The organism is Ciceribacter azotifigens (assembly GCF_048159625.1).
Classification (GTDB): Bacteria; Pseudomonadota; Alphaproteobacteria; order Rhizobiales; family Rhizobiaceae; genus Allorhizobium; species Allorhizobium azotifigens.
Window position 1 is genome coordinate 100,329 of sequence record NZ_JBLQTA010000002.1, and the last position, 25,584, is coordinate 125,912.

Consider the following 25,584-nt stretch of genomic DNA (forward strand, 5'->3'; position numbering starts at 1 on the left):
GCGGTCTCAGAGCGGGATGTCGAGGATGGCGGGGCTCACGTCGCGGTGCGCCCGGCGTTCCGCGTCGCCACCGGCCTGGGCGAGGCTGTATTCCTCCGAGGCCTGGACGGCGGTGCCGATCTGGCCGACGGCCCGGCGGAAACTGCGAAGCGGATGAAATCTGACGTTCATGGTACGAACCTTTGCGTTTTTCGCGTGTCTTGCGATTTATCCCGATCCTGCGGCACGAGCCTTCGTTGTGCAATGCACAAGATCGGAAGGGCGCTCTTCGGCCGGCGCGGCGCGCCGGCTCAGCGTTCCCGGAAATCGGTGAAGATCGCGCAGGGGCGGGCGAGTTGCCCGAAACGGCCGAGGCCTCTTGCGCTCAACTGCTCGTGGGTCGCGGAGCCGAAACGGTGATATCCGTGGCCGCTGCCCAGCTTCTCGCCGGCAAGGCGGAGCGTTTCGAAACTGCTGTGGATGGGGCGGCAGGGCATGGTCATGACGAGGCTCTTTCTTAAACGGTTCCTCCCACGACACCGACCGCAATATTGCGCTGCAACATCGATTCGACAATGTCGCAGATTGCCGCACTGCCATGCGCCTTTTGCATGACTTTCTTCATGTCTCGTTTACCAGTGCCGAAAATTTGCGCCGGTCAGCCGCCGAGGCGGGCGCGGAAGGCCTGCAGGTCCGCCCAGGCGAGCGCCTTGCTGGCCGGCGCGGTAAGGAGCTCCTGCGGATGGAGCGTCGCGATACCCGGGACTGCGTGGCTACCGCAGGCGATCTCGCGCCATTCGCCGCGCATCGTGTGGATGGTGCCGGTGCCGCCGAAGAAGAAGCGGGCGGTGAAATTGCCGAGGAGCAGTACTGCCTTCGGTTCGACGAGTTCGATCTGCCGCTCGATGAAGGGCCGGCAGATCGCCGCTTCCGGCGCCGAGGGCGGCCGGTCGCCCGGAGGCCTCCAGGGAATGACGGTCGAGAGCAGTACCGTTTCGCGCGTAAGCCCGATCGCGGCGAGCATGCGGTCGAGCAGGAAGCCGGCCTTTCCGGAGAAGGCCGCCCCCTCGCGGTCGTCGTCGCCGCTCGGCATCGGGCCGATCACCATGACGCCGGAGGCGGGATCGCCCGCGGCAAAGACCGTCGAACGGGCGCTGGTCTTCAGGTTGCAGCCGCCGAAGGCCTCGACCGCGGTCCTGAGTTCGTCGAGCGTGCGGGCGCTCTCGGCGGCGAAACGCGCTTCGGTGACGGCATGTTCGTCGGGAATGGCGACCGCGGCTGCCGGCCGGGGCGCCGGCTGGGGCGCCTCCGGGCGTCGCCGTTCGGGCGCGGCGGCGGTACCCGGCGTTGCCGTTGTTGCTGCTGCCGCAGGACGCTGGCGCGCCAGCCTTTCGTCCGCAAATTCCGCCAGCCGGTCGACTGGGGTCTCCTCGACCAGCCACTCGACGCCCGCCTCGGCATGGAAATGCAGAAGCGCGGCGAGCTCGGCGGCGGTCATGTCGCGGGCGGTAATCATCGGCCTGTTCTAGTCCAGCGCCCGGCAGAAGCAAACAGTTTCGTACCGGTCGCGGCAATATGAGCGGCGAGGCCGCGGGTCGCGGTCGCCGCTGCGGTCAGCCGGCCTTCAGCGCGGGGGGCGTGGCGCGGAAATGCTCGCCCGCCCAGTCGAGAAAGCGGCGCACGCGCGGCTGGGCGGCGGTCGCCCGTCGCGCCACCATCCAGACCTCCGCCGGCGGCGGCTGCAGCCGGTTTTCGAGCCGTACGAGGCCGTGTTCCGGCAGGACGATGCAGGCGGGCAGGAGCGCGATGCCGGCGCCGGTCACGGCCATGTCGCGCTGGGCGACGACGCTGGACGAGCGGAAGACGGAGCGTCCGCCGAGATCCACGAGCCGGCGGTAGGTGGCGACCTCGGCGAGCGAACCGGCGGCATGGATGACGTCGTGCCCGTCGAGCCCGGTCGCATCCGCGGAAAGCGGCCGTGCGCGGGCATAGTCCGGCGCGGCGTAGAAATCCCAGTCGATCCGGCCGATGCGGCGGCCGACCATGTCGGTCGGGGCAGATTCGAGCGGCGTCAGCATGACGTCGAACTCGTCCGTCGGCAGCACGAAGAGATTGTCGTAGACGGAAAGCTCGGCAGGCTCGCCGGCCAACTCCCGCCAGCCGGCGAGCGCGGGTGCGGCAAAGACAGCCGACAGCACCTCGCAGGTGGCGAGGCGGAGCGGCACGGGGCTCGCCGCAAGCGCGCTGTTGGTCTGGCCGACCAGCGCCTCGACCTGCCGTGCCGTCTCGATCAGCCGCTCGGCGGCCGTCGTCGGCCGCAGCCGCCCGTCGTTGAGCCGCTGGAAGAGTGCCGCATCGAGCGCCTGCTCGATCGCCTGCAGCCGTCGCGACATCGTCGACTGGTTGACGCCAAGCCGACGCGCGGCACCGCTCAACGTGCCTTCGGTCGCGATCGCGAGAATGGTCTGAAGGTCGCTCCAGTCGGAGATCATCGGGGTATCCGCCCATGCATGGTCCCATGCAAAATTGCGGATTGCCGTGGGGCTGTCAATTCCGCGAGAAGGACGCAAACGGAGACCGGCCATGACATTCGACAAAGACACCTATCTCGCCCGCATCGGCCTTGCCTGCGCCGACATCCGCCCCGATGCAGAGGGGCTTGCGCGGCTGCAGGCGGCCCAGATCGCCACGATCCCCTTCGAGAACATCGAGGTCCTGCTCGGCACTGTTCCCGATCTCGATCCGGCCGCGGTGTGGCGCAAGACTGTCGCCGGTGGTCGCGGCGGCTATTGCCTCGAACTCAACCGGCTCTTCGGCGAAGCGCTCGCGGCCTTCGGCTTTGCGGCGACACCCGTCCTCGGGCGAGTGCGGATGGGCGCCCCCTCGGGCGGACCGCGCGCCCATCACGCCTTCGTCGTCGCGATCGACGGCCGGGATTGGCTGGCCGATACCGGCTTCGGCGGACCGGGGCCGCGGCTGCCGGTCGACCTTTCGACGGAGGCGCCGCAGACGATCGGCGGCGAGCGCTTCCGCGTGGTGCGCGATGCGGCGAGCGGCGAACAGGTGTTGCAGCGGCTGAACGGCGAAATCTGGTTCTCGCTCTACGGCTTCGACCGGGTACCGGTCGCGCCGCCCGATTATGTCGCAGCCAACGTCGTCTGCGCGCGCTGGGAGGCTTCGCCCTTTCCTCAGCACCTGATGATGACGGTCGGCCGCGACGACGGACGCCTGAGCGTCTTCAACCGCGACATCCGCCATGTGCGCGGCGACCGGACGGAGGAGCGGACGCTCGCTTCCGAGGCGGAACTCGCAGACCTGCTGGCCGCGTCCTTCGGCCTGCGGATCGATGCAGCGACGGTCGCGCAGGTCTGGGCGAAGATCGGTTGAGGATCTCCCACCTTCCCCTTGAGGGAGGAGGTCGCGCGGGACGCGCGGGCCGGGGGTGACACGCGGGCGTCAGCGGTGCCTGCAGTGATACCCCCTGCCGCCATACCCCCCTCTGGCCTGCCGGCCATCTCCCCCACAAGGGGGGAGAGGACTCGCGGCCATGCTTCGGCCACAGCCGTTGAGGATCGGCATTGGTCGCCGGGGAGACTGGAGGCCGCCAAGCGCTCGGTGGGTTAAGCCCTCCCCCTTGTGGGGAGGGTTTGGGAGGGGTGGCGACGGCGCGTCCTCACGCCACCCATTGCGCGATGTCGTCGCGCTCGCCGATGAGTGCCAGGCCGTGGGCGATCGAGACAAGTTCGCTGCCGGTTTCGATGCGGGCGGCGTCGAAGCGCTCGGTGAAGATGCGCCGGACCGCGGGGACGAAGGAGGTGCCGCCGGTCAGGAACACCTTGTCGATCTCGCCCGTGGACGTGCCGGTCGAGGTGAGAACGTCGTCGAGTGCACCTTCGATGCGGGCGAGGTCGTCGGCGATCCAGCTCTCGAAATCGGCACGGCGCACGTTCTTTCGGCCGGCGGCGCCGAGCGGCGCGAAATGGAACTCGGCCTCCTCGGCGGAAGAGAGCGCCATCTTGGTCGCCGAGACCGCCTGGTAGAGCGGGTAGCCTTCGTCGTGCTCGACGAGGTCGATGAAGAGTTCGAGCTTTTTGGGCTCCAGCGCCTGGCGGACGAGGCCCTTGAGGTCGGCATATTCGCGCGAGGTCTTGAAGACCGAGAGCTGGTTCCAGCGGGAGAAGCTGGTGTAGTAATTGCTCGGCACGTCGAGCACCTTGCCGAAGCTCGAAAACCGGCTGCCCTTGCCGATCTCCGGAGCGACGAGGTGGTCGATGATGCGGGCATCGAACTGGTCGCCGGCGATGCCGACGCCGGAATGGCCGATCGGGCGCGCGGTGACGCGCCCGCCCGACGTCTCGAAGCGGATCAGCGAATAGTCGGTGGTGCCGCCGCCGAAGTCGGCGACGAGCACGGTCGCATCATGGGCGAGGTGCTGGGCGAAGTAGAAGGCCGCCGCCACCGGCTCGTAGACATAGTGGATCTCGGGAAAGCCAAGGCGGGTCAGCGCTTCGTTGTAGCGAGTGACGGCCAGTGCCGGATCGGCGCTGGCGCCGGCGAAATGCACCGGCCGGCCGACGACGAGGCGTTTCGCCTCCCGCGGCCAGCCGTCGGCGGCATAGGCTTCCAGCCGCCTCAGGAAGACCTCCATCAGGTCCTCGAACTGGAAGCGGCGGGCGTGGATGAGCGTGCCCTGGAAGAGCGCCGAGGCGGCAAAGGTCTTGATCGACTGCAGGAACCGGCATTCGCCCGGATTGTCGATGAAGGCGCGGATCGCCGCCTGTCCGGCCTCGACCTTCAGCGCTTTCGCGCCGAGCGCCTTGTCCTTCATGAAGGAAAGCGCGGTGCGCATCGTGTCCGCCGTGCCGGCGGACGAGGTGAAGGCGACCGAAGCGGTCGCCGCCCCGGCATCGTCGGCGACTGCCAGAACCGTATTCGTCGTGCCGAAATCAAGACCCAGCGCTTCAGCCATGGCCGCCGCTCCCAAACCGTTCGTGTGATGCTTGAACCGGGCGAAGCGCCCGAACGCGAAACGGGGCGTCGTCAAGCGCGCCCCGCAATGGAGGGCGGCTATTGCCACGAAGGAAGAGGGAAGGCAAGGGTGGAAAATGGATTTGGTATTAGCGCGCAGTGCGCCGCGCGATGGCGATCAGCACAAGGCCGACGAGGGCGAGGCCGGCGCCATAGGCGATCCACGGGCTCTGGTCGATCATGAAGCTGGAGGCCGGATAGGGGAAATAGCCGCTGCCCTGGCCGATCCAGACGAGGCCCATCAGCAAGGCGATCACGCCGAGCAAGGTTAGTATTCGTCGCATCGACATGGCATCCGTCTCCCGACAAAGGCGCCGATCGGCGATCGCGCGCGTCACTGCTCGCTGAGGCGCAAAAGAATGTGCCCCGCCTCCCGGTCCGCTGGAAGACGGGGCGAAAGGCGGGTGCTCAGCGCAGGAAGCGCCGCGAGCTCAGGACCACGATCAGGCCGAAGACGGCGACAAGCGAGCCGTTCGTCGTCCAGACGCTCTGCTTGGTGATAAAGTCGGACGCCGGCAGATGGATCGTGCCCATGCCATGCGCCACCCACGCAAGGCCGACGGCGATTATCAGTAGTCCTGCGACCGTCAGTATCGTGCGAACCTGTTCCAAATTTTCCTCCCATGGAACGATTTGTCGCACCCACTATAGTCGAGAGTCGTCTTGACGCTACAGGAATTTTGCGCATTGCGCGGGCGGGCCAGATAAAGTCGCCGCGGACGGAGACCGCGGCGCGAAGGCCTCAGATCGACCGGGCCGCACCACCGTCGACGCGCAGCATGGTGCCGGTGACGTAGCTTGCCGGGACGGAGCAGAGGAAGGCGGCGGCGGCGGCGAACTCCTCGACGCGGCCGAGCCGGCCGGCGGGGATGGTCTTCACCGAGGCGGCGCGCACCTCCTCGATCGTGCGGCCGGAGCGGGCCGCATTGGCGCCGTCGAGCTCTTCGATCCGGTCGGTATGGATGCGGCCGGGCAGCAGCATGTTGGCGGTGATGTCGAAGCCTGCGACTTCCGTTGCGAGCGTCTTGTTCCAGCCGACCAGCGCGCTGCGCAGCGTGTTGGAGAGCGCGAGATTGGGGATCGGTTCGAAGACGCCCGAAGAGGCGACGGTCAGGATGCGGCCGAAGCCCTGCGCCCTCATCTGCGGCAGCAGCGCGTTGGTGAGCGTAATCACCCGCACCACCATGGACTGGAAGAAGCCGTCGAGCTTTTCCGGCGTCATTTCCTCGGCCGTGCCGGGCGTCGGGCCGCCGGTGTTGTTGACGAGGATGTCGATGCCACCGAGCTTCGCCGCGACCGCCTCGACCATCGCCGGGACGAAGCCGGCATCGGTCAGGTCGGCGGCGACATAATCGGCCTTTCCGCCTTCGGCCTCGATCGCCGCGACATTGGCGGCGAGCCTGTCGGCACTGCGTCCGCAAAGGAGCACATGCGCGCCTTCTGCGGCGAGCGCCCGGGCGATGCCGAGCCCGAGCCCGCGCGAAGAGGCGAGAACGAGCGCGCGCTTTGCCGAAATGCCGAGGTCCATCCGTCTTGTTCCTTCCATGCTGATTTGCGTTTCGGCAAACTAGCAAGGGGATGGGGTCAGGGGAAGGGTGTCGTCAGAAGGGGCACTCGCCTCAGATTGCCGGGGTTCCTAAGTGAGTCTCTGCTTTCGTCCGGCAGCTGCCGTCAGAATGGCACCTTGCCGGGGTTGAACAGCCCCTTCGGGTCGATCGCCTGCTTGATCGTCCGGGCGAGGGCCTGCTTCTCCGGGGCGGCGAAGGTCTTGTAGGCGTGGCGCTTCTCGCGCCCGACGCCGTGCTCGGCGGAAAAGGAGCCGCCGGCCTCGCGGATGCCGGTATAGACGGCTGCCTCGACGGCACGTCGTTCGGCCTCCGGCAGCGGACCGGGTTTGATCAGCGTGATGTGCAGGTTGCCGTCGGCGACGTGGCCGTAGACGTAAGCCCCGTAGCTGCTGTCGATGGCCCTGAGGCGTGCCATTAGCCCGTCGACATAGGCGTCGAGGAAGGTCGGCGGCACGGAGACATCGAAGGAGGCGGCATCCGGGATCGCCGCATAATAGAAGCCGGAATCCTCGCGGATGTCCCAGAATTTTCGCGCCTGGTCGAGCGACTGGGCGACGATGCCGCCCTTGAGTGCCACCGGTTCCCAGAGGGCTTCGAGGCCGTTTTCCAGCGCTGTGGTCGCCTGCTCCACCGTTTCGGCGGAGAGTTCGACCAGCAGGGCGCCGGCACCGTCCTCCAGCCAGGAGAGATCGAAACCCTTCAGGGCTGCGTGATCGCGAATGTAGCGCGGCCACATCATTTCGGCGGCCTCCAGTGTCACGCCGGAGAGGCTGCGGAAATAGTGGATGACGGCGAGTGCGGCGGCGGCATCGGTGACGCCGAGGATGGCGGTCGCGCGGTGGGGGCGCAAGGGTTCGAGCTTCAGCACCACCTTGGTCACGAAGCCGAAGGCGCCTTCTCCGCCGATGAAGAGCTGCTTGAGGTCGGGTCCGGCGGAGACTTTCACCACCCGGGTCATGTCCGAATAGATCTCGCCCGACGGGAGGATGGCCTCCAGCCCGAGCACCTGGTGGCGCATGACGCCGTTGCGGAAGGCGAGGATGCCGCCGGCATTGGTGGAAACCATGCCGCCGACGGTCGCCGAACCGCGGGAGCCGAGGTCGATGCCGGTCGTCAGCCCATGGCCTGCCGCCGCCTGCTGCAGCGCTTCGAGCGCGAGGCCGGCCTCCACCTCCGCGGTCATTTCGTCCGGCCGGATCGCCAGGATGCGGTTGAGCCGCGCGGAGGAGAGGATGACCTCGCCGGCCCGGCTCACATTGCCGCCGACGAGGCCGGTGAGCCCGCCCTGCGGCACGACAGCGACGTCGTTTTCCGTGCACCAGCGCACCAGCGCCGCGGCAGCTGCCGTCGAGCCGGGCTGCGCCAGGACGCCGCCGGCGAGATTATCCGGATGCTCGCCCGGATGGCGGCCCGAGAGATCGGTGGGGCCGAGAATGGCGAGCTCCGGATGGAGGCCGCGCAGGCGGTCGAGGAGTTCGTCGGGTGAGAAGCGGGCGGCGGTCATGGGCGATCCGGACGTATCTCTGGAGGGACGGAAGGCGTCGCCGAGCCATGCACGGGCCGGTGTCTTTTGGCAAGCGGCTGCGGGTCTATTCCGTTTCGTTGCACCGCGGAAAATACCGGCTTGACGCGGCGGCGTTTCAGGCCCATCTCAAGGGCGTCGCGACAAATGTCGCTCCATCCGAGGACACTTCAAATGGACCCTGACAGTCGAAGGTCGATCACGTTCTGCCGTTCCGTCCGGTAAGGGCCCGACTTTCGTGTCCGCTCCGGACGGCAATAAAAAGCCCGAAGGAGCATATCCATGCTGCGCATCTATTTCCGTGAAGCAGAGCGCCTCGTTCTGCGTGACAAGTCCGAAGAAGCCGTCACCGAAAACACCGTCGCCGAAGAGGCCGTCGCACCGGTTCTCTGGTACGACCTCGTGAGCCCGACGCCGGCCGAGAGCCGGCATGTCGAGCAGGCGCTCGGCCTGGCGATCCCGACCCGCGACGAGATGGAGGAGATCGAGCTTTCGGCGCGCCTCTACCAGGAGGACGGCGGGGAATTCATGACGCTGACGGCGCTCACCAATCTCGACGGCGACACGCCGGCGAAGACGCCGGTCACCTTTATCCTGAAGGGCGAAACGCTGGTGACGGTGCGCTATGCCGACCCGAAGCCCTTCATCGCCTTTGTGCACCGGGCACTGCGCGTCAATGCCCAGGCCTATGGCTGCGGCGAGGAGGTGATGCTCGGGATCGTCGAGTCGATCGTCGACCGGATGGCGGACGTGCTGGAGCGCATCGGCAACGAGATCGACGGCATCTCGCGCGAGGTTTTCCGCGGCAAGGCGACGCCTTCGACCAAGAAGACCAAGGACCTGCAGTCGCTGATCGAGCAGCTCGGCCAGAAGGGCGATTTCCTCGGCGGCGTGCGCGAGAGCCTTGTCAGCATTTCCCGCCTCGTCGCCTATCACGCCGCGCTCGAAAGCCCGCAGCGCCGGCCGAGCAAGGAAGTGCGCCAGCGCGTCAAGATGCTGCAGCGCGACGCGGTCTCGCTCGGCGACCACGCGACCTTCCTCTCGGGCAAGGTCAACTTCCTGCTCGATGCGACGCTCGGCCTCATCAACCTCGAGCAGAACCAGATTATCAAGATCTTCACCGTCGCCTCGGTCGTCTTCCTGCCGCCGACGCTGGTCGCCTCCGTCTACGGCATGAACTTCAGCCTCATGCCCGAGCTGCAATGGCACCTCGGCTATCCCTGGGCCGTCCTGCTGATGCTGCTGTCGGCGGCACTTCCCTTCCTCTACTTCAAGCGCCGGGGCTGGCTCTGAGGAGCTGCTTTCGGTCGCCGGCGGCGGGCACGGATCTCCGGCTCGCTTCCCACCTTCCCGCGATTATCACATTGACGTGTACGTAAACGGAAGATATTCTGCCGCGGAATGATGCCGTGCCGAAATTTCGGGCCAGCCGCTGTCGCAAGCTGGCTCGACATTGGCCGCGGCTTTTGAGAGAAGGGGGCCTGAATGGGGATCAGGCCCGAGCGGAGAGAGACGATGAGCGAACAGGAACTGCCCGAGCGCGAGAGCATGGAATTCGACGTGGTGATCGTGGGGGCGGGGCCTGCCGGCCTCTCCGCGGCCATCCGCCTGAAACAGGTCAATCCGGACCTGACCGTCGTCGTCCTCGAAAAGGGTGCGGAAGTCGGCGCGCACATCCTGTCCGGCGCCGTCGTCGACCCGATCGGCATCGACCGGCTGCTGCCCGGCTGGCGCGAAGACGAGGGGCATCCGTTCAGGACGGAGGTCACCGACGACCAGTTCCTGTTCTTAGGACCCGCCGGCTCGATCCGCCTGCCGAACGCCTTCATGCCGCCGCTGATGAACAATCACGGCAACTATATCGTCTCTCTCGGCAACGTCTGCCGCTGGCTGGCGACCAAGGCCGAGGAACTCGGCGTCGAAATCTATCCGGGCTTTGCCGCGACCGAAGTGCTCTATAACGACCAGGGCGCGGTGATCGGGGTCGCGACCGGCGACATGGGCATCGAGAAGAACGGCGAGCCGGGCCCGAACTATACCCGCGGCATGGAGCTGCTCGGCAAATACGTGCTGATCGGCGAGGGCGTGCGCGGTTCGCTCGCCAAGCAGCTCATTGCGAAATTCGACCTGCAGAAGGACCGCGAGCCGCAGAAATTCGGCATCGGTTTGAAGGAACTCTGGCAGGTGAAGCCGGAGAACCACAAGCCCGGCCTCGTCCAGCATTCCTTCGGCTGGCCGCTCGACATGAAGACCGGCGGCGGCTCGTTCCTCTATCATCTCGAAGACAATCTCGTGGCCGTCGGCTTCGTCGTCCACCTGAACTACAAGAATCCCTATCTCTTCCCCTTCGAGGAGTTCCAGCGCTTCAAGACCCATCCCTCGATCGCCCCGACCTTCGAGGGGGGCAAGCGCCTCTCCTACGGCGCCCGCGCGATCACCGAGGGCGGGTACCAGTCGGTGCCGAAACTGTCCTTCCCCGGCGGCGCGCTGATCGGCTGTTCCGCCGGTTTCGTCAACGTCCCGCGCATCAAGGGTTCGCACAACGCCGTGCTCTCGGGCATGCTGACGGCGGAAAAGATCGCGGACGCCATCTCCAATGGCCGCGCCAATGACGAAGTCGTCGAGATCGAGACCGAATGGCGTGCAACCGACATCGGCAAGGACCTGAAGCGGGTCCGCAACGTCAAGCCGCTCTGGTCGAAATTCGGCACCGCGATCGGCGTGGCGCTCGGCGGCCTCGACATGTGGACGAACCAGCTGTTTGGCTTCTCGCTCTTTGGCACGCTGAAGCACGGCAAGACCGATGCGGCGAGCCTCGAGCCGGCCGCCAGGCACAAGCCGATCGCCTATCCGAAGCCGGACGGCGTCTTGACCTTCGATCGCCTCTCCTCGGTGTTCCTGTCGAACACCAACCACGAGGAAGACCAGCCGGTGCACCTCAAGGTGAAGGATATGGCCCTGCAGAAGTCGTCGGAACTCGGCGTCTTTGCCGGTCCCTCGACGCGCTACTGTCCGGCCGGCGTCTACGAATGGGTCGAGAAGGACGGCGAGCAGGTCTACGTGATCAACGCGCAGAACTGCGTCCACTGCAAGACCTGCGACATCAAGGACCCGAACCAGAACATCAACTGGGTGCCCCCGCAGGGTGGCGAAGGTCCGGTCTATCCGAACATGTGATCGGGGCGGCTCGCCCGATCCTTAGACACGAGGGCGTCCCCTGTCCATGGCGGCAGGGGACGCTTTTTTCTTGGGCGCGTGAAAGGCGCCGCGCCAGCCCCTAAGCCCGCTTGTGCAGGCTGTCGCGGATGGCGTCGATCGCCGCCTGGATCGTCTTGATCGTTCCGACGTCGAGGCCGACGGCTTCGCCGACGCAGCGTGCTACGGGAGCGGCGTCCTGCTGCAGCGCGCGGCCCTTTTCGCTCACATGAAGCAGAATCTGCCGTTCGTCCTGCGGATTGCGGGTGCGGGTCAGCAGGCCGGCCGCCTCCAGCCGCTTCAGGAGCGGCGTCAGCGTGCTGGAATCGAGGAACAGTGTTTCGCCGAGTTCCTTGACCGTGCGGCCATCGCGGTTCCACAGCGCCACCATCACCAGATATTGCGGATAGGTGAGGCCGATCGCATCCAGCAGTGGGCGATAGAGCTGGTTGAAGGCGTGTCCCGCAGAATAGATGGAAAAGCACAGCATTTCATCGACGTCGGGATGGGTGGGCGGTACCGGTTCGGGCTTGTGGCTCATGAGCGTCTCCTGATGCCTCCCAGATAATTTGTGCACGATTTATTTGCAAGCTATTGACGCTCGCTTTTTCTCGGCCTATTTAGATCGCGCACAAACAAATCGAGCACAATCAACATTCATAAAGGAGATAGGAAATGAGCTTTTTCACCACCACCGACGGAACGCGGCTCTTCTACAAGGATTGGGGCGCGGGTCAGCCGATCCTGTTTTCGCATGGCTGGCCGCTGTCTTCCGACGCCTGGGACCAGCAGATGCTGTTCTTCGGACAGCAGGGTTTTCGCGTCATTGCCCATGACCGCCGCAGCCACGGTCGTTCCGACCAGACCTGGACCGGCAATCACATGGACCAGTATGCCGATGACCTGGCGGAGCTGATCGAGGCGCTGAACCTGAAGGATGTCATCCTCGTCGGCCATTCGACCGGGGGCGGTGAGGTGGCCCACTATCTCGGGCGTCATGGCACGGCGCGCGTCGCAAAGGTCGTGCTGGTCGGCGCGGTTCCGCCGCTGATGCTCAAGACCGAAGCCAATCCGGACGGTACGCCGCTCGAGGCCTTTGACGGCATCCGCGAAGCGACGGCGAAGAACCGCTCGCAGTTCTACTACGACCTGACCGTGCCCTTCTACGGCTTCAACCGCGACGGTGTCGCGGCCAATGAGGGCCTGCGGGAAAGCTTCCGGCAGATCGGCCTGCAGGGCGGCATCAAGGGGCAATATGACTGCATCCGCGAATTCTCTGAGGTCGACTATACGCAGGACCTTCACCGCATCGATCGCCCGACGCTGATCATCCATGGCGACGACGACCAGATCGTACCGATCAAGGCCTCGGCCCATCGCGCCGCCGAGATCGTGCCGAATGCGACGCTTGCCATCTATGAGGGCGGTTCGCATGGCCTCGCCCAGACCGAGGCGGATCGCTTCAACGCAGACGTCCTGGCCTTCATCCGGGCCTGATCTTTGCCCCTGAAAGCCGCGGACCGAAACGCCGAACGACAGGCCGACGCGTGACCGCGCGTCGGCCTGTCGCGCCCTGCGCAATTTTCGATGGCCGCGCTACTCCGCCGTGGTGTCCGGGCGTGATGGAACGGCAGATTTCAGTCCTGTGTTTATGCACGTCAACTTTCCTATGTACTCACGAGGTAGACTGGCGCCATTCGACGAAGTTGCGGAGCGGCCGCTGTCGTCGGCTTCCCGGAAAGCCATTCAACAGGAGGATTTGCAGATGACACGGAATGTGAATTCCCTGGTCCCCTTGACCCTCGCGGCAACATTGCTTGCCGGCGTGGCCGAAGCGCAGCAGCACGGCATGGGCGCCGGACCCGGTTGAGGCCGCGGCGGCATGATGAAAGGGGGGACCGATCGCCGTGTGCCGCGGTTGCCGTGGTGACGTCCTTGCCTGCGGCGACCGGATCCGCCTGACGGGAGGACGAGCGGACCGCGATTGGCATGTGGCGTACCGATCTCCAACAATATCGACTTGAAAATTCGCGGCCAAAGCGGCAGTTTGCGCCCACCCTAGAGATCCGCTGAAAGATCACCGCGATGCAAGCTGAAACAGCCCCCCTTACCTTCGACATCAAACCGAGTGCCAACTGCCTGCCCGAGCAGGACCGCCTCAAGGCCTTCGAGAATCTCGGCTTCGGGACGCTCTTTTCCGACCATATGGCGGTCATCCGCTGGAGTGCCGACAAGGGCTGGCACGCCGCGGAAGTGACCGCGCGGGCGCCGTTCCCGATCGACCCGGCATCGAGCGTGATGCACTATGCTCAGGAGATCTTCGAGGGCATGAAGGCCTATCGCACGGCAGATGGTCGCGCGGTGCTGTTCCGTCCGGAGGAGAACGCCCGCCGCTTCAATGAATCCGCCCGCCGCATGGCGATGCCCGAACTGCCGGAGGCGCTGTTCCTCGAGGCTGTCGAGCAGCTCGTCCGTGCCGATGCCAAGTGGATCCCGGCCGCCGAGGGCAGCAGCCTCTATCTGCGTCCCTTCATGTTCGCCAGCGAGACCTTCCTCGGCGTGCGTCCGTCGAAGGAATACATCTTCTGCGTCATCGCATCCCCGGTCGGACCCTATTTCAAGGGCGGTGCCAAGCCGGTCAGCATCTGGGTGTCCCAGGACTATACCCGTGCAGCCTCCGGCGGCACCGGCGCTGCCAAGTGCGGCGGCAATTACGCGGCAAGCCTGGTCGCCCAGGCCGAAGCCTATGCCAAGGGCTGCGATCAGGTCGTCTTTCTCGACGCCGCCGAGCACAAATGGGTCGAGGAACTGGGCGGCATGAACGTCTTCTTCGTCATGGCGGACGGTTCGATCGTCACCCCGCCGCTCGGCGGCACGATCCTGCCGGGCATCACCCGCAAGTCGCTGATCGCGCTCGCCCGCGAAGAGGGCATTACCGTTGACGAGAAGCCCTATTCCTTCGACGAGTGGAAGGCGGACGCGGCAAGTGGCAGGCTGAAGGAGGCCTTTGCCTGCGGCACCGCCGCCGTGGTCGCCGCCATCGGCACGGTCAAGTATCCGCAAGGCGAATTCCAGATCGGCGGCGGCGAGACCGGTCCGGTCACGACGCGGCTGCGCGACGCGTTGGTCGGAATCCAGCGCGGCCAGACCGACGATGCCCACGGCTGGCTGAAGGTGCTCGAAGGCGTCTGATCTCCGGCGCCGCGACCAGGAAGAAACTGAAAAAAGGGCCTGTCCGTTGCGGACAGGCCTTTTTGTTAGCGCCCTAGCCGCGCAGGATCTTCGCCATCGGCCTGCCCTTGGCGAGTTCGTCGACCAGTTTGTCGAGATAGCGGATGTCCCGCATGGTCGGTTCTTCGATGTCCTCCACACGGACGCCGCAGACCACGCCGGTGATCGACGTTCGGGCCGGGTTCATTCGCGGCGCTTGTCCGAGGAAATCCTGAAAGCTGGTGTTTTTCGCGAGCTGATCGGCGAGCGCTTCGGCGCTGTAGCCGGTGAGCCAGCCGATGATCTCGTCGACCTCCGCTTTCGTGCGCCCCTTCCTTTCCGCCTTCGCGACGTAGAGGGGATAAACGCTGGCGAAACTCGTCGAATAGATGCGATGCGTCGCCATTGCTCCTCCTTGACCTGTCCCCCGCTCACTCCAAGATAGGCGAGGCCGGAACAGCGGCAAGTCCTCGGCGGTCGGCCGTGGGATCTTTATTACCGCTTCTTCATATTGATGCATATCAAGTTTCATATGAGCCAATGCACTACTGTAGCGATTGCCGCGACGGCGAAAGAACGCCGGCGGCTCGCAACAATTCACGCGTCGACAGGTGTCGACAGGAGGTTGACCATGAAAGGCATTTTGGCTTCGGCACTTGCGTTTGCATTGACGTCCACTCTTTTGGCCAGCGCCGTGGAGGCGCAGCCCTTCTACGGTCGCGGCATGGGCTGGAGCGGCGGCGGCATGATGATGAACAATCCCGGCCGTGGACGCTTTCCGATCATCGATACCGACGACAACGGTGTCATCAGTGCCGAGGAAGCCGCTTCCGCCGCAGAGGAGGTCTTTGCAGCGATGGATGCCGATGACAACGGCGAACTCACCAAGGAAGAATACATGGCTGTCCGGATGGGCCCGCAGGACGGCTGGAACAAGGCACGCCAGGAAGCACGCGAAAAGCAGAAGGCGGACCGCTTCGGCACGCTCGATGCGGACAAGAACGGGACCGTGAGCCAGGCCGAGTTCATCGCCGGCGCCAAGGCCCACTTCGCTGCGGCCGATGCCGACAAGGATGGCTCGGTCACACCGTGGGAGTGGCGCAGCCAGCAATGGAACTGACGCTCGCTGCGGGCGGATGGACTGCCCGCGGGACCTCGCTCGAAGCCCGGTCGTCGGCAACACGGCCGGGCTTTCTCGTCCGCCCTCAGGCCTTGCGCGACAGGATACCGGTCGAGAGCGCCACGGGGCCGGCATTAAATCTCCGTTAACCATAAATTCCTTAAGTTGTTGCTCATACGAGCGCAACCTGGGGAACCGATCATGCCGATCTCTCGCCGTGGATTCCTGGCCGGACTGCCGCTGCTGCTTGCAGGCTGCACCACGAATTCCGATTACGCCAATTACGGCCCGATCGCCGACGAGCCTTACCCGATTAAGCGGGTGCCGCTCGAGAAGTTCAAGCCGGACCTGCGCCGCCAGGAGGTCGCCTATGCGACCAACGAGCCGGCCGGCACGATCGTCGTCGATACGCCGGCCCGCCGGCTCTACTACGTGCTCGGGGAGGGCCGGGCGATCCGCTACGGCGTCGGCGTCGGCCGCAACGGCTATGCGCTCGCCGGCCATGCCTATGTCGGCCGCAAGGCGGAATGGCCGGGCTGGACCCCGACCGGCAAGATGATCGCCCGCGATCCGCGCAATCGCCGCTATGCCGGTGGCGTTCCGGGTGGCCTGTCGAGCCCGCTCGGCGCCCGCGCGCTCTACCTCTATCGCGGCGGCGGCGACACCATGTTTCGCATCCACGGCACCACGCAGCCCTGGTCGATCGGCCAGGCGATGTCGAGCGGCTGCATCCGCATGATGAACCACGACGTCATCGACCTCTATAACCGCGTCAACGTCGGCGCGCGGGTCCTCGTGCTGCAGGCCTGAGGTCTTGCGGTTCTACGGCTCGGTTCGGCCTGAGCCCTCGCGGTCCCGCTCGTATCGTCTTTCGAGCGGAAACGGCGGCAGAAAGGACTCGCGCCGGATGGTCCAGAGCTCGTAGGTCGGCCTGAACTGATCGGGCGCATCGAGCGAGCCGAGGTTCACCTCGATCTCGTCGCCGCTGCGCCCGAAGACCGGCGAGCCGCAGCGCGGGCAGAAGAACCGCCCGGCATAGTCGCGGGTCTCGCCCTCGATCTTCACCGCATCTTCAGGGAAGATCGCCGAGGCATGGAACAACGCCCCGTGATGCTTGCGGCAATCGAGACAATGGCAGATGCCGACCCTGTAGGGCCGCCCCGATGCCGCCAATCGGACGTTGCCGCAGAGGCAGCCGCCGGTAACCTGATCCATGCCGCATCTCCTCCGCGATTGGTTGAACGAGTTATCTACTACGTCCGGCACAGTGGTCGCAATTTGCCGCCGCGGACGGAAAGTCGTCCGCAGCGGGCTGCCGGGATTGCCGTCTCAGGCGTCGAAGCCTTCCAGCACCACCTTGCCGGTCACGTGCCCGCTTTCGACCAGGGCGTGGGCCCGGCGCAGATTGGCCGCGGTGATCGTCCCGAGCGTCCCGGCGAGAGTCGTGCGGATATGGCCGGCGTCGACGAGATCGGCAACGTGGTTCAGCAGGCGGTGCTGCTCGATCATGTCGGGCGTCCGGTAGAGCGAGCGGGCGAACATCATCTCCCAGTGGATCGACAGCGACTTGCCCTTGAACGGCATCGCGTCGAAGCCGTCCTTGATGTCGTCGATGATGCCGAACCGCCCCTGCGGCGCGATGATGGCGATCAGCCCCGGCGTGTGAAGGTCGCTGCGGGTGACCGAGAAGACGAAATACGGGGCGTCGAGCCCGAGGCCGGCATATTGCGGCGCCAGCGGATTGCGGTGGTCGAGGACATGGTGGGCGCCGAGCGCGCGGGTCCATTCCATGCTCTCCGGCCGCGAGGCGGTGGTGACGACCGTGAGATCGGTCAGCACGCGGGCGAGCTGGATCGTCATCGAGCCGACGCCGCCGGCCCCGCCGGTGACGAGAAGAATGTTGTTCTCGGGCGCCGGCTTGTCCTGAACCTTCAGACGATGGAACAGCATCTCGTAGGCGGTTATCGCGGTGAGCGGCAGCGCCGCCGCCTCGGCAAAGCCGAGGCTTTCCGGCTTGCGGCCGACGATCCGCTCATCGACCAGATGGAATTCGCTGTTGGTGCCGGGACGGTCGATCGCGCCGGCATAGTAGACCGCATCGCCGGGCTTGAAGAGGGTGGCCTTTTCGCCGACCGCCTTCACGACGCCCGCTGCGTCGAAGCCGAGGATGCGATGATGCCCGGGCTCGGGTGCCGCCGCGGCGCGCAGCTTGGTGTCGACGGGGTTGACCGAGACGGCCTTCACTTCGACGAGCAGATCGTGGCCCGACGCTTCCGGCACGGGAAGCTCGAGGTCGAGCAGCGATTCCTCGTTGTCGATGGGAAGGGGTGTCCTGTATCCGATGGCGCGCATGAGCGTTCTCCTGTCTGGATTGATGCACGCCGTCTAATTGATACATATGGACGGCGGCGACAAGAATGCACATTTTGTGTTTCTACCGACCAAAACTGTACGTAGGATCAAAAAGGATACTGTCCATGTCGCGACCCCGCGCCAAGCTTACCAACAACTTTCCCGGCTGCCCGGTCGAATCGACGCTGAGCCTGCTCGACGGCAAGTGGAAGGGCGTGATCCTCTACCACCTCATCACCGAAGGCACCTTGCGGTTCAGCGAGTTGCAGCGCCGCCTCTCCTCCGTCACCCAGCGGATGCTGACCAAGCAGCTTCGCGAGATGGAGGAGGCGGGGATCGTCTCTCGGACGGTGTTTCCGGTCGTCCCGCCGAGGGTTGACTATGCACTGACGCCGCTCGGCCGCAGCCTGGAGCCGGTGGTGCAGGCCCTCCTGCAATGGGGCGAGACCCACGTCGTCTGCCGCAACGGCACGCGCTCCATGGTCGCTCTCGCAGAGATGGCGGAAGCCGTAGGCCCGGACAGATCCGCCTCGGTCGCCTGAAGTCCTGTTTCGCAAACGGCCTCAAAAAGGCGCGAATCAGGGGTGGTAGTCCGGACCGACCAACCAACCAAGCCGGGAGTCGTGCCTCGTGTTTCCATCGTGCCGTCGTGTTCCGGCAAGCCTTGCCGCCGCCATCCTGATTTTCGCTGGATCCACTTCGGCTCTGCGTGGGGAGACGGTGATCGATCCGGAAGGGCCGTTCAGGATGGCCGAGGGCTATGCCGAGCGGCCCGCGACCTGCGAGACGATAAAGCACTGGATCGATCACGCCCCGCAGACCGACGACCGGATCACCCTGACGATCTCCGGCCCGCTGGCGGCGGTGCAATGGGACGGAACGCTTGCCTATCTGGTGATGTGTGAAGAGAAGGACGTGCAGGTCATGTGCGTCACCTACAGCAAGGAAGGGCGGCATGTCGGTGATACCGTCCTCTTCGCCGGCGGCTATGCGCGGTACGGTGCGCGGCGGATCATGCTCGATCCCTGTCTCGCAGCCCCCGAGGAATGAACGCCGGGAAACGGAATACGGGCGGAGCGGAGACCATGCGCATCAAGGCAATCTTCAACCGCGACGGCGGGACTTTCAGAAGCGCGGACATGGCGCAGGTCTGCGCGATGGCGAGCGAGGTCTTTTCGGTCCGCGGGCACGAGCTCGAGTGCATCGTCGTCAGCGGCAACGAGATCCTGCCGGCCCTTGCTGCGGCCGTTCGTGACACCGATGCGTTGCTCGCCGGTGGCGGCGACGGCACGGTATCGGCGGCGGCGGGTGTCGCCTGGGAGGCCGGCCTGCCGCTCGGGGTCGTGCCTGCCGGCACCATGAACCTCTTCGCCCGCTCGCTTCGCATCCCGCTCGACCTTCGGGCAGCACTAGAGACGCTGGCGGCAAGCCCGGTGCGCGCCGTCGACATCGCCTCGGTCAACGGCCGGCCGTTCGTGCACCAGTTCTCCGCCGGCCTTCACGCCCGCATGGTGCGGATGCGCGAGGCGAAGAGCTACGCCTCACGCCTCGGCAAGATCGGGGCCACCGTGCGCGCTGCCCTCGGCGTGATGCTGAAGCCGCCACGCTTCGAAGTCGTTGTCGATCTCGATCACGACGGCCGCAGCGAGCGCCGAATCGTCTCGGCGATCTCGGTTTCGAACAATCCGTTCGGCGAGCGGCCGCTCTTCTTCGCCGACGAGCTGACCGGGGGCAGACTGGGGGTCTATCTTGCCGACGCGCTGGAGCCGTGGGGTGTGGCGAAACTCGCTTTCGACATCGTCCGCGGCCGCATGAAGGAGAACGCCGCCGTCACCGCGGCCACCGCCGAGACAATGCGCCTGCATTTTCCGAGACATCCGCGCGGGGCGCTCTGCGTCGTCGACGGCGAGCTCGTGCGGATGCCGGACCGGCTCGACATCCGTATCCATCCGGGCGAACTCCAGGTCCTGGCGCCGGCAGCCGCTCCGGACGCCTGATCCGAACGCTGCCGGATACGAAAAGAGCCGCCCGGATGGGGCGGCTCTTTCGAGGCGAACAATCGATGCAGGCGATCAGAACTTGAAGTTCACGCCGATCTTGCCGGTGTGATAGCGCTGGTCGACTTCGATACCGAGCCCGCCGTCGACCTCGTAGCTGGTCTTGCCGAAGTCGTAATACATGTATTCGGCCTTGACCGACCAGCGCGGCGAAATGGCATATTCGACGCCCGCACCGGCGACCCAGCCGGTATCGGTCTTGGTGGTGCTGCCGCTGATGCCGGCGCCGTTGTCAGTGCTCATTTCGAAACGGCCGATGCCGAGACCACCGGTGCCGTAGACCAGCAGCTTGTCGAAGCTGTAGCCGACGCGACCGCGAACCGTCGAAAGCCACTTGGCGTCGCTGGAGCAGGTGAAGGCTGGATTCGGGCAGTCGGTGTCGCCGTCGATGCCGGAGGCGGAAATGTCGGCTTCTGCGCCGAAGACCCAGTTGCCGGACTGGAAGTTGTAGCCGGCCTGCGCGCCACCCAGAACACCTTCGCCCTCGTGATCGGCCGTGCCGCCGAGATCATAGGTCCAGTCGATGATCGACTTCCCCCCGCCGAGATGGGCGCCGAGGTAGAAGCCGGACCAGTCGCTGGAGACCGGAACCGCCAGGGGAGCCGCCATGTCGGCTGCAGTCGCCGGGCTCACCATGGCCGCAAACAGGAGTGCGCGTGTGAAGTGCTTGATCATTGCGTCGTCCCTCTCATCGATATGTCGAATACTTTCTATCTAGCGAATCGCTAATAGACAATGCTCCGGCTCGCTATTTGCGGTTGCGTATCCAAAGTGCAACACTTGGCCGGCCGCCGTTGGTATTTTCAGTTCTGGGTGACGTCACGCGGGGGCGCGGCACCACATACGAAAAGAGCCGCCCCTGAAAGGCGGCTCCATATGTCTCGCACCCGAGTCTCGTCTGTCAGAACCTGAAGTTCACGCCGATCTTGCCTGTGTGGAAGCGCTGGTCGATGTCCGCATCCTGCGTCGGGTAAACCCCGTACCTCGCGCTGCCGAAGTCGTAATACATGTATTCCGCCTTGACCGACCAGCGCGGCGAAATGGCGTATTCGACGCCGGCACCGGCAACCCAGCCGGCTTCGGTGCGGCTGTCGCCGCCGTTGTCGCCCGCTCCGTCGTCGGTGCTCATCTCGAACTGCCCGATGCCGAGACCGCCGGTGCCGTAGACCAGCAGGTTGTCGAAGCTGTAGCCGACGCGGGCGCGAACCGTGGACAGCCACTTGGCGTCGCTGGAGCAGGTGTAGACCGGGTTCGGGCAGTCCGTGTCGCCCTTGATGCCAGAGGCGGAAATATCGGCTTCTGCGCCGAAGACCCAGTTGCCGGACTGGAAGTTGTAGCCGGCCTGTACACCGCCGAAGGCGCCGTCGCCCTCGTGATCCGCGGTCGTTCCGATGCCGGCGAAGGTCCAGTCGACGATCGATTTGCCACCGCCGGCATGTGCGCCGAGGTAGAAGCCAGACCAGTCGCTGGCGACGGGCGCTTCCAGAGATGCCGACATGTCAGCGGCTGTGGCCGGCGTCGCCATGGCGGCAAACAGGACTGCCCAGGCAAAATTCTTGGTCATCAAACGATTCCTCCCACTGAATTATATTCTTATTTCTATGTCTTAGAGCGTGGGCGGGCAATCCTCCCCCAACGCTATTCGCCGTCATGGTGCCGGAACGCCACACGGCTGCCCGTGCCGTGACCGTCCGTTCTTGTCGCGGAAGGGTGATTGCTCGGCTCAGATCCGCGGCAGGTAGGTGCGGTAGTCGAAGTCCGAGACGGTGCGCAGGTAAGTGATCGCCTCCTTGCGCTTGGTGTCGCCGTAGAGCTTGCGATAGGCCTCGCCGAAGGTGTCGGCGATGAAGGCGGAGGCGCGGAAGCGGTCGACGGCCGTCAGGAAGTCGTGGGTGAGCATATCCGGATTTTCCGGCGCGTTGTCGGGCGTGGTGACCGGGCCCGGATCGAGGTCCGCGTCCAGCCCGAGCAGCATGCCGCCGAGGATCGCGGCGAGCAGGAGATGCGGGTTGGCGTCGGCGCCGGCGACGCGGTGCTCGACGCGCGCAGCGGGACCGTCCTTGTCGGGAATGCGGATCGCGGTGCCGCGATTGCCGAAGCCCCAGTCGACCTTGTCGGGGGCAAACGAGCCCGGCTGGAAGCGGCGATAGGAATTGGCAAACGGCGCGAAGATCAGCTGGGCATCCTGCATGGTCTTCAGCATGCCGGCCGTCACCGATTTGAGCCGCACCGGATCGCCGCCCTTCGCGTCGAGGACGTTCTTGCCGTTTTTGTCGATGATGCTAGCATGGACGTGCAGGCCCGAACCCGCCTGGTCGCCGTAGGGCTTGGCCATGCAGGTGGCCTTGAGGCCGTGGCGACGGGCGGCGAAATCGACGACGCGCTTCAGGTAGATGCAGTCGTCGGCGGCCGCCATGGCGTCGGGACGGTGCAACAGGTTCACCTCGAACTGGCCGGGGCCGAATTCGGCGGTCGTGGCATCCGCCGGCAGGCCCATCTCGTCGCAGTAGCGGCGGATCGTTGCCAGGTAATCTTCCATCGCCGCCGTCGCGCTCATGTCGTAGAGTTGGAAGCCGTTCGGCTCGCCGCGATAGGTGAGACCCTTCGGCGGCATCGGCCGGTCGCTGTCACGCCAGCCGTCATCGATCACGTAGAATTCAAGCTCGGTCGCCACCACCGGGGTGAGGCCGCGTTCGGCGTAGCGCTCCAGCACCCGCGCGAGGATGGCGCGCGGACAGACGAAATGCGGCTCGCCGGCAAGGGTGTGCATGGTGGCGAGCACCTGCTTCGAACCGGCTGGTCCCCACGGCATCGAGGTCAGAGAGCGGCGGTCGGGCACGCAGATGCCGTCGGGATCGCCGAGCGTCAGCGAGAGACCGGTGATGTCGTCGTTGTCGTCGCCCCAGATGTCGAGCGACTGGGTGGAGGCGGGCAGGCGGACGGTGTTCTTCCAGACCTTCTCCTCCGCGCCGAGCGGGATCATCTTGCCGCGCAGGTCGCCGTTCATGCCGACGAGCAGGACTTCGATGCGGGCGGAGGGATCGACTGCGGAGTGGAGGGCGGCCTGGGAAACATTCGTCATGAAAAAAGCTCTCGCCGGTTCGGCTGAAGGGATGATCGGGGGGCGCGAGGCCGGCCAAATCGACGCCCTTGCCAAACGCATTCCGTAAGGTCATCTTCGTAGCCGATAACGTTCCGCCTTTCAATCAGGCAAGGCAGCGAGACGTATGCCGGGCAGGCCGCAGGGTCTGCCCGTATTCGGTCTTGCGGCCTGCAAACAGGACTTTCGCCATGAACAAGCCCGTCGCCCATTCCAATCTCGGCGCCATCGACGCCGCCCACCATCTGCATCCCTTCTCCGACATGAAGAAGCTCAATGCGGACGGCACGCGCATCATCCACCGGGCGGAGGGCGTCAACATCTGGGACCAGAACGGCAAGAAATACCTCGACGCCTTCGCCGGCCTCTGGTGTGTCAACGTCGGCTATGGCCGCAACGAGATCGCGGAAGCCGCCTATCGCCAGATGCAGGAACTTCCCTACTACAACACCTTCTTCGGCACGACGACGCCGCCGACCACGCTGCTCGCCCAGAAGATCGCAAGCCACACCGGCCCGACGCTCAACCGCGTCTTCTTCACCAATTCCGGGTCGGAAGCCTCGGACACCTGGTTCCGCATGGCGCGCGTCTACTGGAAGGTGCTCGGCCATGAAACCAAGACGCAGGTGATTGCGCGGAAGAACGCCTATCACGGCTCCACCGTCGCCGGCGCCTCGCTCGGTGGCATGCAGTGGATGCACGAGCAGGGCAACCTGCCGATCCCCGGCATCCATCATATCGGCCAACCCTACTGGTATGCCGAGGGCGGCGATCTCTCGCCCGAGGAATTCGGCCTGAAGGTCGCCCGCGAACTGGAAGCGAAGATCGACGAGCTCGGCGAGGAGAACGTCGCCGCCTTCGTCGCCGAACCGATCCAGGGGGCGGGCGGTGTCATCATCCCGCCGGAAACCTACTGGCCGGAAATCTCGCGTATCTGCAAGGCGCGCAACATCCTGCTCGTCTCAGACGAGGTGATTTGCGGCTTCGGCCGGCTCGGCTCCTGGTTCGGCCACCAGCACTACGGCTACGAGCCGGATCTGGCACCGATCGCCAAGGGACTTTCCTCGGGCTATCTGCCGATCGGCGGGGTGATCGTCAGCGACCGCGTGGCCGACGTGATGATCGGCGAACTCGGCGATTTCTACCACGGCTACACCTATTCCGGTCATCCGGTCTGCGCCGCCGCGGCGCTCGAAAACATCCGCATCATCGAGGAAGAGGGGCTGGTCGAGCGCGTGCGCGACGACATCGGTCCCTATTTCACCGAAGCCTGGCGGAGCCTCGCCGACCACGAAATGGTGGGCGAGGCGGTCAATGTCGGGCTGATGGGCGCGGTGCAGATCACCGCCGACAAGGCGACGCGCCGCCGCTTCGAGAAGCCGGACGACATCGGCACGCTGGTGCGCAACCAGTGCGTCGCGAACGGCGTGATCCTTCGGGCGACCGGCGACCGCATGCTCGCCTCGCCGCCGCTCGTTATCTCCCGCTCCGAGGTCGACCAGACGGTCGAGACGCTGCGCAAGGGCCTCGACTGGCTCAAGGACAACCGCCCGGAACAATAAGGGCAGGGATCCGAGAATACGAAAGGCCGGTGCGAACCGGCCTTTCGTGTCTTTGTCCTTTTGTCCCGTTGCTCCTCAGCCTGATCCTCCCTCCGCGTCAGAACGGCGAGAAGGTCTCGGCAGGGGGCTGAGGGGCGATCTATGGACGTCCGTTCGTCGTCACAGTCTCTCGATCTTGCCTGCCGCCTCGTCGAGGATGCGGGCGACCTCGAGCTGCGTCTCGCGCGTCGCTCCCTCCTGCGCAAGCCGGTCCTGCAGCGCCGTGCGCAGGTTGTGCATGGCCCGGCGCACCGGTGCCGCGTCGGTTCGCTCGGAAAGGCGGGCGAGCGCCGTCAGCCGTGCCATTGCGACCTCGACCTCGTCCGCCCGCTCGGCAAGATGCTGGCGGCCGGCCTCGGTGATGCCCATCAGCTTGCGCGGGCCTTCGCTCGCCTGTTCCTCGGAAAGCCCCATGTCGAGCAGCAGGGTGAGGGTCGGATAGATGACCCCGGGGCTCGGAGCATAGGCGCCGCCGGAGAGCGTCTCGATCTCGCGGATCAGGTCGTAGCCGTGGCGCGGCTGTTCCTCGATCAGCTTCAGCAGTACGAGCCGGAGCTCGCCGGCGTCGAACATCCGCCGGCGTTCGCCGCGGCCGCGCGGACCGCCTTCGGGACGGCCGCCGAAGAAGCCGCCATGGCGCATGGCCTGGAAGAAGGGATTGCCGTGTTCCTCACGACCGCAATGGAAATGTCTCATGTCCCGGTTTCCTTCGATGTGTTGAAACTGTATCTAAGATATATCGTAAGCCGATCGTCGCAAGAGCCGCGACGAAGATTCTTCGCCATGCGCGGGGACAGCATTCTCGTCTTTGAGGCGTGTCGCGCTTGTCTTATGGTTCACCACCGACGAAGA

28 protein-coding genes are annotated in these 25,584 nt (G+C 65.5%); 11 read left to right on the forward strand and 17 right to left on the reverse strand.

Annotated elements, in window-relative coordinates; translation table 11 throughout:
• Positions 1–6: 6 nt before the first annotated feature.
• From ACM6UT_RS03385 to ACM6UT_RS03400, 4 genes are all read right to left on the reverse strand, one after another.
• Positions 7–171 (reverse strand): hypothetical protein, encoded by a 165-nt coding sequence (locus ACM6UT_RS03385; protein ID WP_416795968.1) that lies wholly within the window; start codon positions 169–171, stop codon positions 7–9.
• Between the two features lie 119 nt (positions 172–290).
• The gene (locus ACM6UT_RS03390; protein ID WP_416795969.1) at positions 291–482 is read right to left on the reverse strand and encodes a hypothetical protein; all 192 of its coding nucleotides are present in this window, start codon (positions 480–482) and stop codon (positions 291–293) included.
• Between the two features lie 155 nt (positions 483–637).
• On the reverse strand, positions 638–1,495 hold the full coding sequence (locus ACM6UT_RS03395) for a uracil-DNA glycosylase (RefSeq protein WP_416795970.1): 858 nt from the start codon (positions 1,493–1,495) through the stop codon (positions 638–640).
• A gap of 97 nt (positions 1,496–1,592) precedes the next feature.
• Positions 1,593–2,471, reverse strand: a complete 879-nt coding sequence (locus tag ACM6UT_RS03400; protein ID WP_416795971.1) for a LysR family transcriptional regulator — start codon at positions 2,469–2,471, stop codon at positions 1,593–1,595.
• Between the two features lie 91 nt (positions 2,472–2,562).
• On the opposite strand from ACM6UT_RS03400, the gene ACM6UT_RS03405 reads away from it, so the two are divergent.
• Positions 2,563–3,366, forward strand: coding sequence for an arylamine N-acetyltransferase family protein (locus tag ACM6UT_RS03405; RefSeq protein ID WP_416795972.1), 804 nt, complete (start codon positions 2,563–2,565; stop codon positions 3,364–3,366).
• A 286-nt stretch (positions 3,367–3,652) separates the two neighbouring features.
• Here the strand turns inward: ACM6UT_RS03405 and ACM6UT_RS03410 are convergent, their stop codons facing one another.
• From ACM6UT_RS03410 to ACM6UT_RS03430, 5 genes are all read right to left on the reverse strand, one after another.
• A complete protein-coding gene (locus ACM6UT_RS03410) occupies positions 3,653–4,948 on the reverse strand; it encodes an Hsp70 family protein (protein ID WP_416795973.1) in 1,296 nt (431 codons plus the stop codon).
• 148 nt (positions 4,949–5,096) lie between these two features.
• Positions 5,097–5,291 (reverse strand): hypothetical protein, encoded by a 195-nt coding sequence (locus ACM6UT_RS03415; RefSeq protein ID WP_416796279.1) that lies wholly within the window; start codon positions 5,289–5,291, stop codon positions 5,097–5,099.
• Positions 5,292–5,415: 124 nt separating this feature from the next.
• Positions 5,416–5,619, reverse strand: a complete 204-nt coding sequence (locus ACM6UT_RS03420) for a hypothetical protein (RefSeq protein ID WP_416795974.1) — start codon at positions 5,617–5,619, stop codon at positions 5,416–5,418.
• Positions 5,620–5,749: 130 nt separating this feature from the next.
• Positions 5,750–6,535 carry an SDR family oxidoreductase gene (locus ACM6UT_RS03425; protein WP_416795975.1) on the reverse strand — a complete coding sequence of 262 codons (786 nt, stop codon included), beginning with the start codon at positions 6,533–6,535 and terminating at the stop codon, positions 5,750–5,752.
• A gap of 143 nt (positions 6,536–6,678) precedes the next feature.
• Positions 6,679–8,079 (reverse strand): FAD-binding oxidoreductase, encoded by a 1,401-nt coding sequence (locus ACM6UT_RS03430; RefSeq protein ID WP_416795976.1) that lies wholly within the window; start codon positions 8,077–8,079, stop codon positions 6,679–6,681.
• 300 nt (positions 8,080–8,379) lie between these two features.
• Between ACM6UT_RS03430 and ACM6UT_RS03435 the strand changes: the two genes are divergently transcribed.
• Entirely contained in the window at positions 8,380–9,390 is a 1,011-nt protein-coding gene (locus ACM6UT_RS03435; RefSeq protein ID WP_416795977.1) for a magnesium transporter CorA family protein, read from the forward strand.
• Positions 9,391–9,612: 222 nt separating this feature from the next.
• Entirely contained in the window at positions 9,613–11,274 is a 1,662-nt protein-coding gene (locus ACM6UT_RS03440; protein ID WP_416795978.1) for an electron transfer flavoprotein-ubiquinone oxidoreductase, read from the forward strand.
• 100 nt (positions 11,275–11,374) lie between these two features.
• On the opposite strand, the gene ACM6UT_RS03445 is transcribed toward ACM6UT_RS03440, so the two are convergent.
• Entirely contained in the window at positions 11,375–11,833 is a 459-nt protein-coding gene (locus ACM6UT_RS03445) for a MarR family winged helix-turn-helix transcriptional regulator (protein WP_416795979.1), read from the reverse strand.
• 134 nt (positions 11,834–11,967) lie between these two features.
• Here ACM6UT_RS03445 and ACM6UT_RS03450 point away from each other — a divergent pair, with 134 nt between their 5' ends.
• Positions 11,968–12,789, forward strand: a complete 822-nt coding sequence (locus ACM6UT_RS03450; RefSeq protein ID WP_416795980.1) for an alpha/beta fold hydrolase — start codon at positions 11,968–11,970, stop codon at positions 12,787–12,789.
• A gap of 588 nt (positions 12,790–13,377) precedes the next feature.
• Positions 13,378–14,484 carry a branched-chain amino acid aminotransferase gene (locus ACM6UT_RS03455; protein WP_416795981.1) on the forward strand — a complete coding sequence of 369 codons (1,107 nt, stop codon included), beginning with the start codon at positions 13,378–13,380 and terminating at the stop codon, positions 14,482–14,484.
• A 73-nt stretch (positions 14,485–14,557) separates the two neighbouring features.
• On the opposite strand, the gene ACM6UT_RS03460 is transcribed toward ACM6UT_RS03455, so the two are convergent.
• Entirely contained in the window at positions 14,558–14,908 is a 351-nt protein-coding gene (locus tag ACM6UT_RS03460) for a DUF2200 domain-containing protein (RefSeq protein WP_416795982.1), read from the reverse strand.
• Between the two features lie 225 nt (positions 14,909–15,133).
• Here ACM6UT_RS03460 and ACM6UT_RS03465 point away from each other — a divergent pair, with 225 nt between their 5' ends.
• Together ACM6UT_RS03465 and ACM6UT_RS03470 are read left to right on the forward strand one after the other, a co-directional pair.
• Positions 15,134–15,622, forward strand: coding sequence for an EF-hand domain-containing protein (locus ACM6UT_RS03465; RefSeq protein WP_416795983.1), 489 nt, complete (start codon positions 15,134–15,136; stop codon positions 15,620–15,622).
• Between the two features lie 201 nt (positions 15,623–15,823).
• Positions 15,824–16,432: a L,D-transpeptidase gene (locus ACM6UT_RS03470; protein WP_416795984.1), complete on the forward strand. Its 609-nt coding sequence runs from the start codon at positions 15,824–15,826 to the stop codon at positions 16,430–16,432.
• Positions 16,433–16,444: 12 nt separating this feature from the next.
• On the opposite strand, the gene ACM6UT_RS03475 is transcribed toward ACM6UT_RS03470, so the two are convergent.
• Positions 16,445–16,837: a GFA family protein gene (locus tag ACM6UT_RS03475; protein ID WP_416795985.1), complete on the reverse strand. Its 393-nt coding sequence runs from the start codon at positions 16,835–16,837 to the stop codon at positions 16,445–16,447.
• A gap of 114 nt (positions 16,838–16,951) precedes the next feature.
• On the reverse strand, positions 16,952–17,974 hold the full coding sequence (locus ACM6UT_RS03480; RefSeq protein ID WP_416795986.1) for a zinc-binding alcohol dehydrogenase family protein: 1,023 nt from the start codon (positions 17,972–17,974) through the stop codon (positions 16,952–16,954).
• Between the two features lie 125 nt (positions 17,975–18,099).
• On the opposite strand from ACM6UT_RS03480, the gene ACM6UT_RS03485 reads away from it, so the two are divergent.
• The 3 genes from ACM6UT_RS03485 to ACM6UT_RS03495 all read left to right on the forward strand — a co-directional run bounded on the left by ACM6UT_RS03485 (position 18,100) and on the right by ACM6UT_RS03495 (position 19,971).
• Positions 18,100–18,516, forward strand: a complete 417-nt coding sequence (locus ACM6UT_RS03485; RefSeq protein ID WP_416795987.1) for a winged helix-turn-helix transcriptional regulator — start codon at positions 18,100–18,102, stop codon at positions 18,514–18,516.
• Positions 18,517–18,604: 88 nt separating this feature from the next.
• A complete protein-coding gene (locus tag ACM6UT_RS03490; RefSeq protein ID WP_416795988.1) occupies positions 18,605–19,024 on the forward strand; it encodes a hypothetical protein in 420 nt (139 codons plus the stop codon).
• A gap of 35 nt (positions 19,025–19,059) precedes the next feature.
• Positions 19,060–19,971 (forward strand): diacylglycerol/lipid kinase family protein, encoded by a 912-nt coding sequence (locus ACM6UT_RS03495; RefSeq protein WP_416795989.1) that lies wholly within the window; start codon positions 19,060–19,062, stop codon positions 19,969–19,971.
• Between the two features lie 75 nt (positions 19,972–20,046).
• Here the strand turns inward: ACM6UT_RS03495 and ACM6UT_RS03500 are convergent, their stop codons facing one another.
• The 3 genes from ACM6UT_RS03500 to ACM6UT_RS03510 all read right to left on the reverse strand — a co-directional run bounded on the left by ACM6UT_RS03500 (position 20,047) and on the right by ACM6UT_RS03510 (position 23,113).
• Complete coding sequence (locus ACM6UT_RS03500) at positions 20,047–20,706, reverse strand: outer membrane protein (protein WP_416795990.1); 660 nt, start codon at positions 20,704–20,706, stop codon at positions 20,047–20,049.
• 226 nt (positions 20,707–20,932) lie between these two features.
• Complete coding sequence (locus ACM6UT_RS03505) at positions 20,933–21,595, reverse strand: outer membrane protein (protein WP_416795991.1); 663 nt, start codon at positions 21,593–21,595, stop codon at positions 20,933–20,935.
• A 159-nt stretch (positions 21,596–21,754) separates the two neighbouring features.
• Entirely contained in the window at positions 21,755–23,113 is a 1,359-nt protein-coding gene (locus tag ACM6UT_RS03510; protein ID WP_416795992.1) for a glutamine synthetase family protein, read from the reverse strand.
• Positions 23,114–23,322: 209 nt separating this feature from the next.
• Between ACM6UT_RS03510 and ACM6UT_RS03515 the strand changes: the two genes are divergently transcribed.
• On the forward strand, positions 23,323–24,693 hold the full coding sequence (locus ACM6UT_RS03515) for an aspartate aminotransferase family protein (RefSeq protein WP_416795993.1): 1,371 nt from the start codon (positions 23,323–23,325) through the stop codon (positions 24,691–24,693).
• Positions 24,694–24,852: 159 nt separating this feature from the next.
• Here ACM6UT_RS03515 and ACM6UT_RS03520 read toward each other — a convergent pair whose 3' ends face one another.
• Complete coding sequence (locus ACM6UT_RS03520; protein ID WP_416795994.1) at positions 24,853–25,428, reverse strand: PadR family transcriptional regulator; 576 nt, start codon at positions 25,426–25,428, stop codon at positions 24,853–24,855.
• Between the last annotated feature and the right edge of the window lie 156 nt (positions 25,429–25,584).

Excerpts from the sequence above, each read along its gene's own strand:
- ACM6UT_RS03440 (WP_416795978.1), top strand. The coding sequence starts at position 9,613 with ATGAGCGAACAGGAACTGCCCGAGCGCGAGAGCATGGAATTCGACGTG.
- ACM6UT_RS03450 (WP_416795980.1), top strand. The coding sequence starts at position 11,968 with ATGAGCTTTTTCACCACCACCGACGGAACGCGGCTCTTCTACAAGGAT.
- ACM6UT_RS03505 (WP_416795991.1), bottom strand. The coding sequence starts at position 21,595 with ATGACCAAGAATTTTGCCTGGGCAGTCCTGTTTGCCGCCATGGCGACG.
- ACM6UT_RS03485 (WP_416795987.1), top strand. The coding sequence starts at position 18,100 with ATGTCGCGACCCCGCGCCAAGCTTACCAACAACTTTCCCGGCTGCCCG.
- ACM6UT_RS03390 (WP_416795969.1), bottom strand. The coding sequence starts at position 482 with ATGACCATGCCCTGCCGCCCCATCCACAGCAGTTTCGAAACGCTCCGC.
- ACM6UT_RS03435 (WP_416795977.1), top strand. The coding sequence starts at position 8,380 with ATGCTGCGCATCTATTTCCGTGAAGCAGAGCGCCTCGTTCTGCGTGAC.
- ACM6UT_RS03520 (WP_416795994.1), bottom strand. The coding sequence starts at position 25,428 with ATGAGACATTTCCATTGCGGTCGTGAGGAACACGGCAATCCCTTCTTC.
- ACM6UT_RS03495 (WP_416795989.1), top strand. The coding sequence starts at position 19,060 with ATGCGCATCAAGGCAATCTTCAACCGCGACGGCGGGACTTTCAGAAGC.
- ACM6UT_RS03510 (WP_416795992.1), bottom strand. The coding sequence starts at position 23,113 with ATGACGAATGTTTCCCAGGCCGCCCTCCACTCCGCAGTCGATCCCTCC.
- ACM6UT_RS03455 (WP_416795981.1), top strand. The coding sequence starts at position 13,378 with ATGCAAGCTGAAACAGCCCCCCTTACCTTCGACATCAAACCGAGTGCC.
- ACM6UT_RS03385 (WP_416795968.1), bottom strand. The coding sequence starts at position 171 with ATGAACGTCAGATTTCATCCGCTTCGCAGTTTCCGCCGGGCCGTCGGC.
- ACM6UT_RS03400 (WP_416795971.1), bottom strand. The coding sequence starts at position 2,471 with ATGATCTCCGACTGGAGCGACCTTCAGACCATTCTCGCGATCGCGACC.
- ACM6UT_RS03415 (WP_416796279.1), bottom strand. The coding sequence starts at position 5,291 with ATGCGACGAATACTAACCTTGCTCGGCGTGATCGCCTTGCTGATGGGC.
- ACM6UT_RS03515 (WP_416795993.1), top strand. The coding sequence starts at position 23,323 with ATGAACAAGCCCGTCGCCCATTCCAATCTCGGCGCCATCGACGCCGCC.
- ACM6UT_RS03395 (WP_416795970.1), bottom strand. The coding sequence starts at position 1,495 with ATGATTACCGCCCGCGACATGACCGCCGCCGAGCTCGCCGCGCTTCTG.
- ACM6UT_RS03405 (WP_416795972.1), top strand. The coding sequence starts at position 2,563 with ATGACATTCGACAAAGACACCTATCTCGCCCGCATCGGCCTTGCCTGC.
- ACM6UT_RS03465 (WP_416795983.1), top strand. The coding sequence starts at position 15,134 with ATGAAAGGCATTTTGGCTTCGGCACTTGCGTTTGCATTGACGTCCACT.
- ACM6UT_RS03500 (WP_416795990.1), bottom strand. The coding sequence starts at position 20,706 with ATGATCAAGCACTTCACACGCGCACTCCTGTTTGCGGCCATGGTGAGC.
- ACM6UT_RS03445 (WP_416795979.1), bottom strand. The coding sequence starts at position 11,833 with ATGAGCCACAAGCCCGAACCGGTACCGCCCACCCATCCCGACGTCGAT.
- ACM6UT_RS03425 (WP_416795975.1), bottom strand. The coding sequence starts at position 6,535 with ATGGACCTCGGCATTTCGGCAAAGCGCGCGCTCGTTCTCGCCTCTTCG.
- ACM6UT_RS03480 (WP_416795986.1), bottom strand. The coding sequence starts at position 17,974 with ATGCGCGCCATCGGATACAGGACACCCCTTCCCATCGACAACGAGGAA.
- ACM6UT_RS03430 (WP_416795976.1), bottom strand. The coding sequence starts at position 8,079 with ATGACCGCCGCCCGCTTCTCACCCGACGAACTCCTCGACCGCCTGCGC.
- ACM6UT_RS03475 (WP_416795985.1), bottom strand. The coding sequence starts at position 16,837 with ATGGATCAGGTTACCGGCGGCTGCCTCTGCGGCAACGTCCGATTGGCG.
- ACM6UT_RS03410 (WP_416795973.1), bottom strand. The coding sequence starts at position 4,948 with ATGGCTGAAGCGCTGGGTCTTGATTTCGGCACGACGAATACGGTTCTG.
- ACM6UT_RS03460 (WP_416795982.1), bottom strand. The coding sequence starts at position 14,908 with ATGGCGACGCATCGCATCTATTCGACGAGTTTCGCCAGCGTTTATCCC.
- ACM6UT_RS03470 (WP_416795984.1), top strand. The coding sequence starts at position 15,824 with ATGCCGATCTCTCGCCGTGGATTCCTGGCCGGACTGCCGCTGCTGCTT.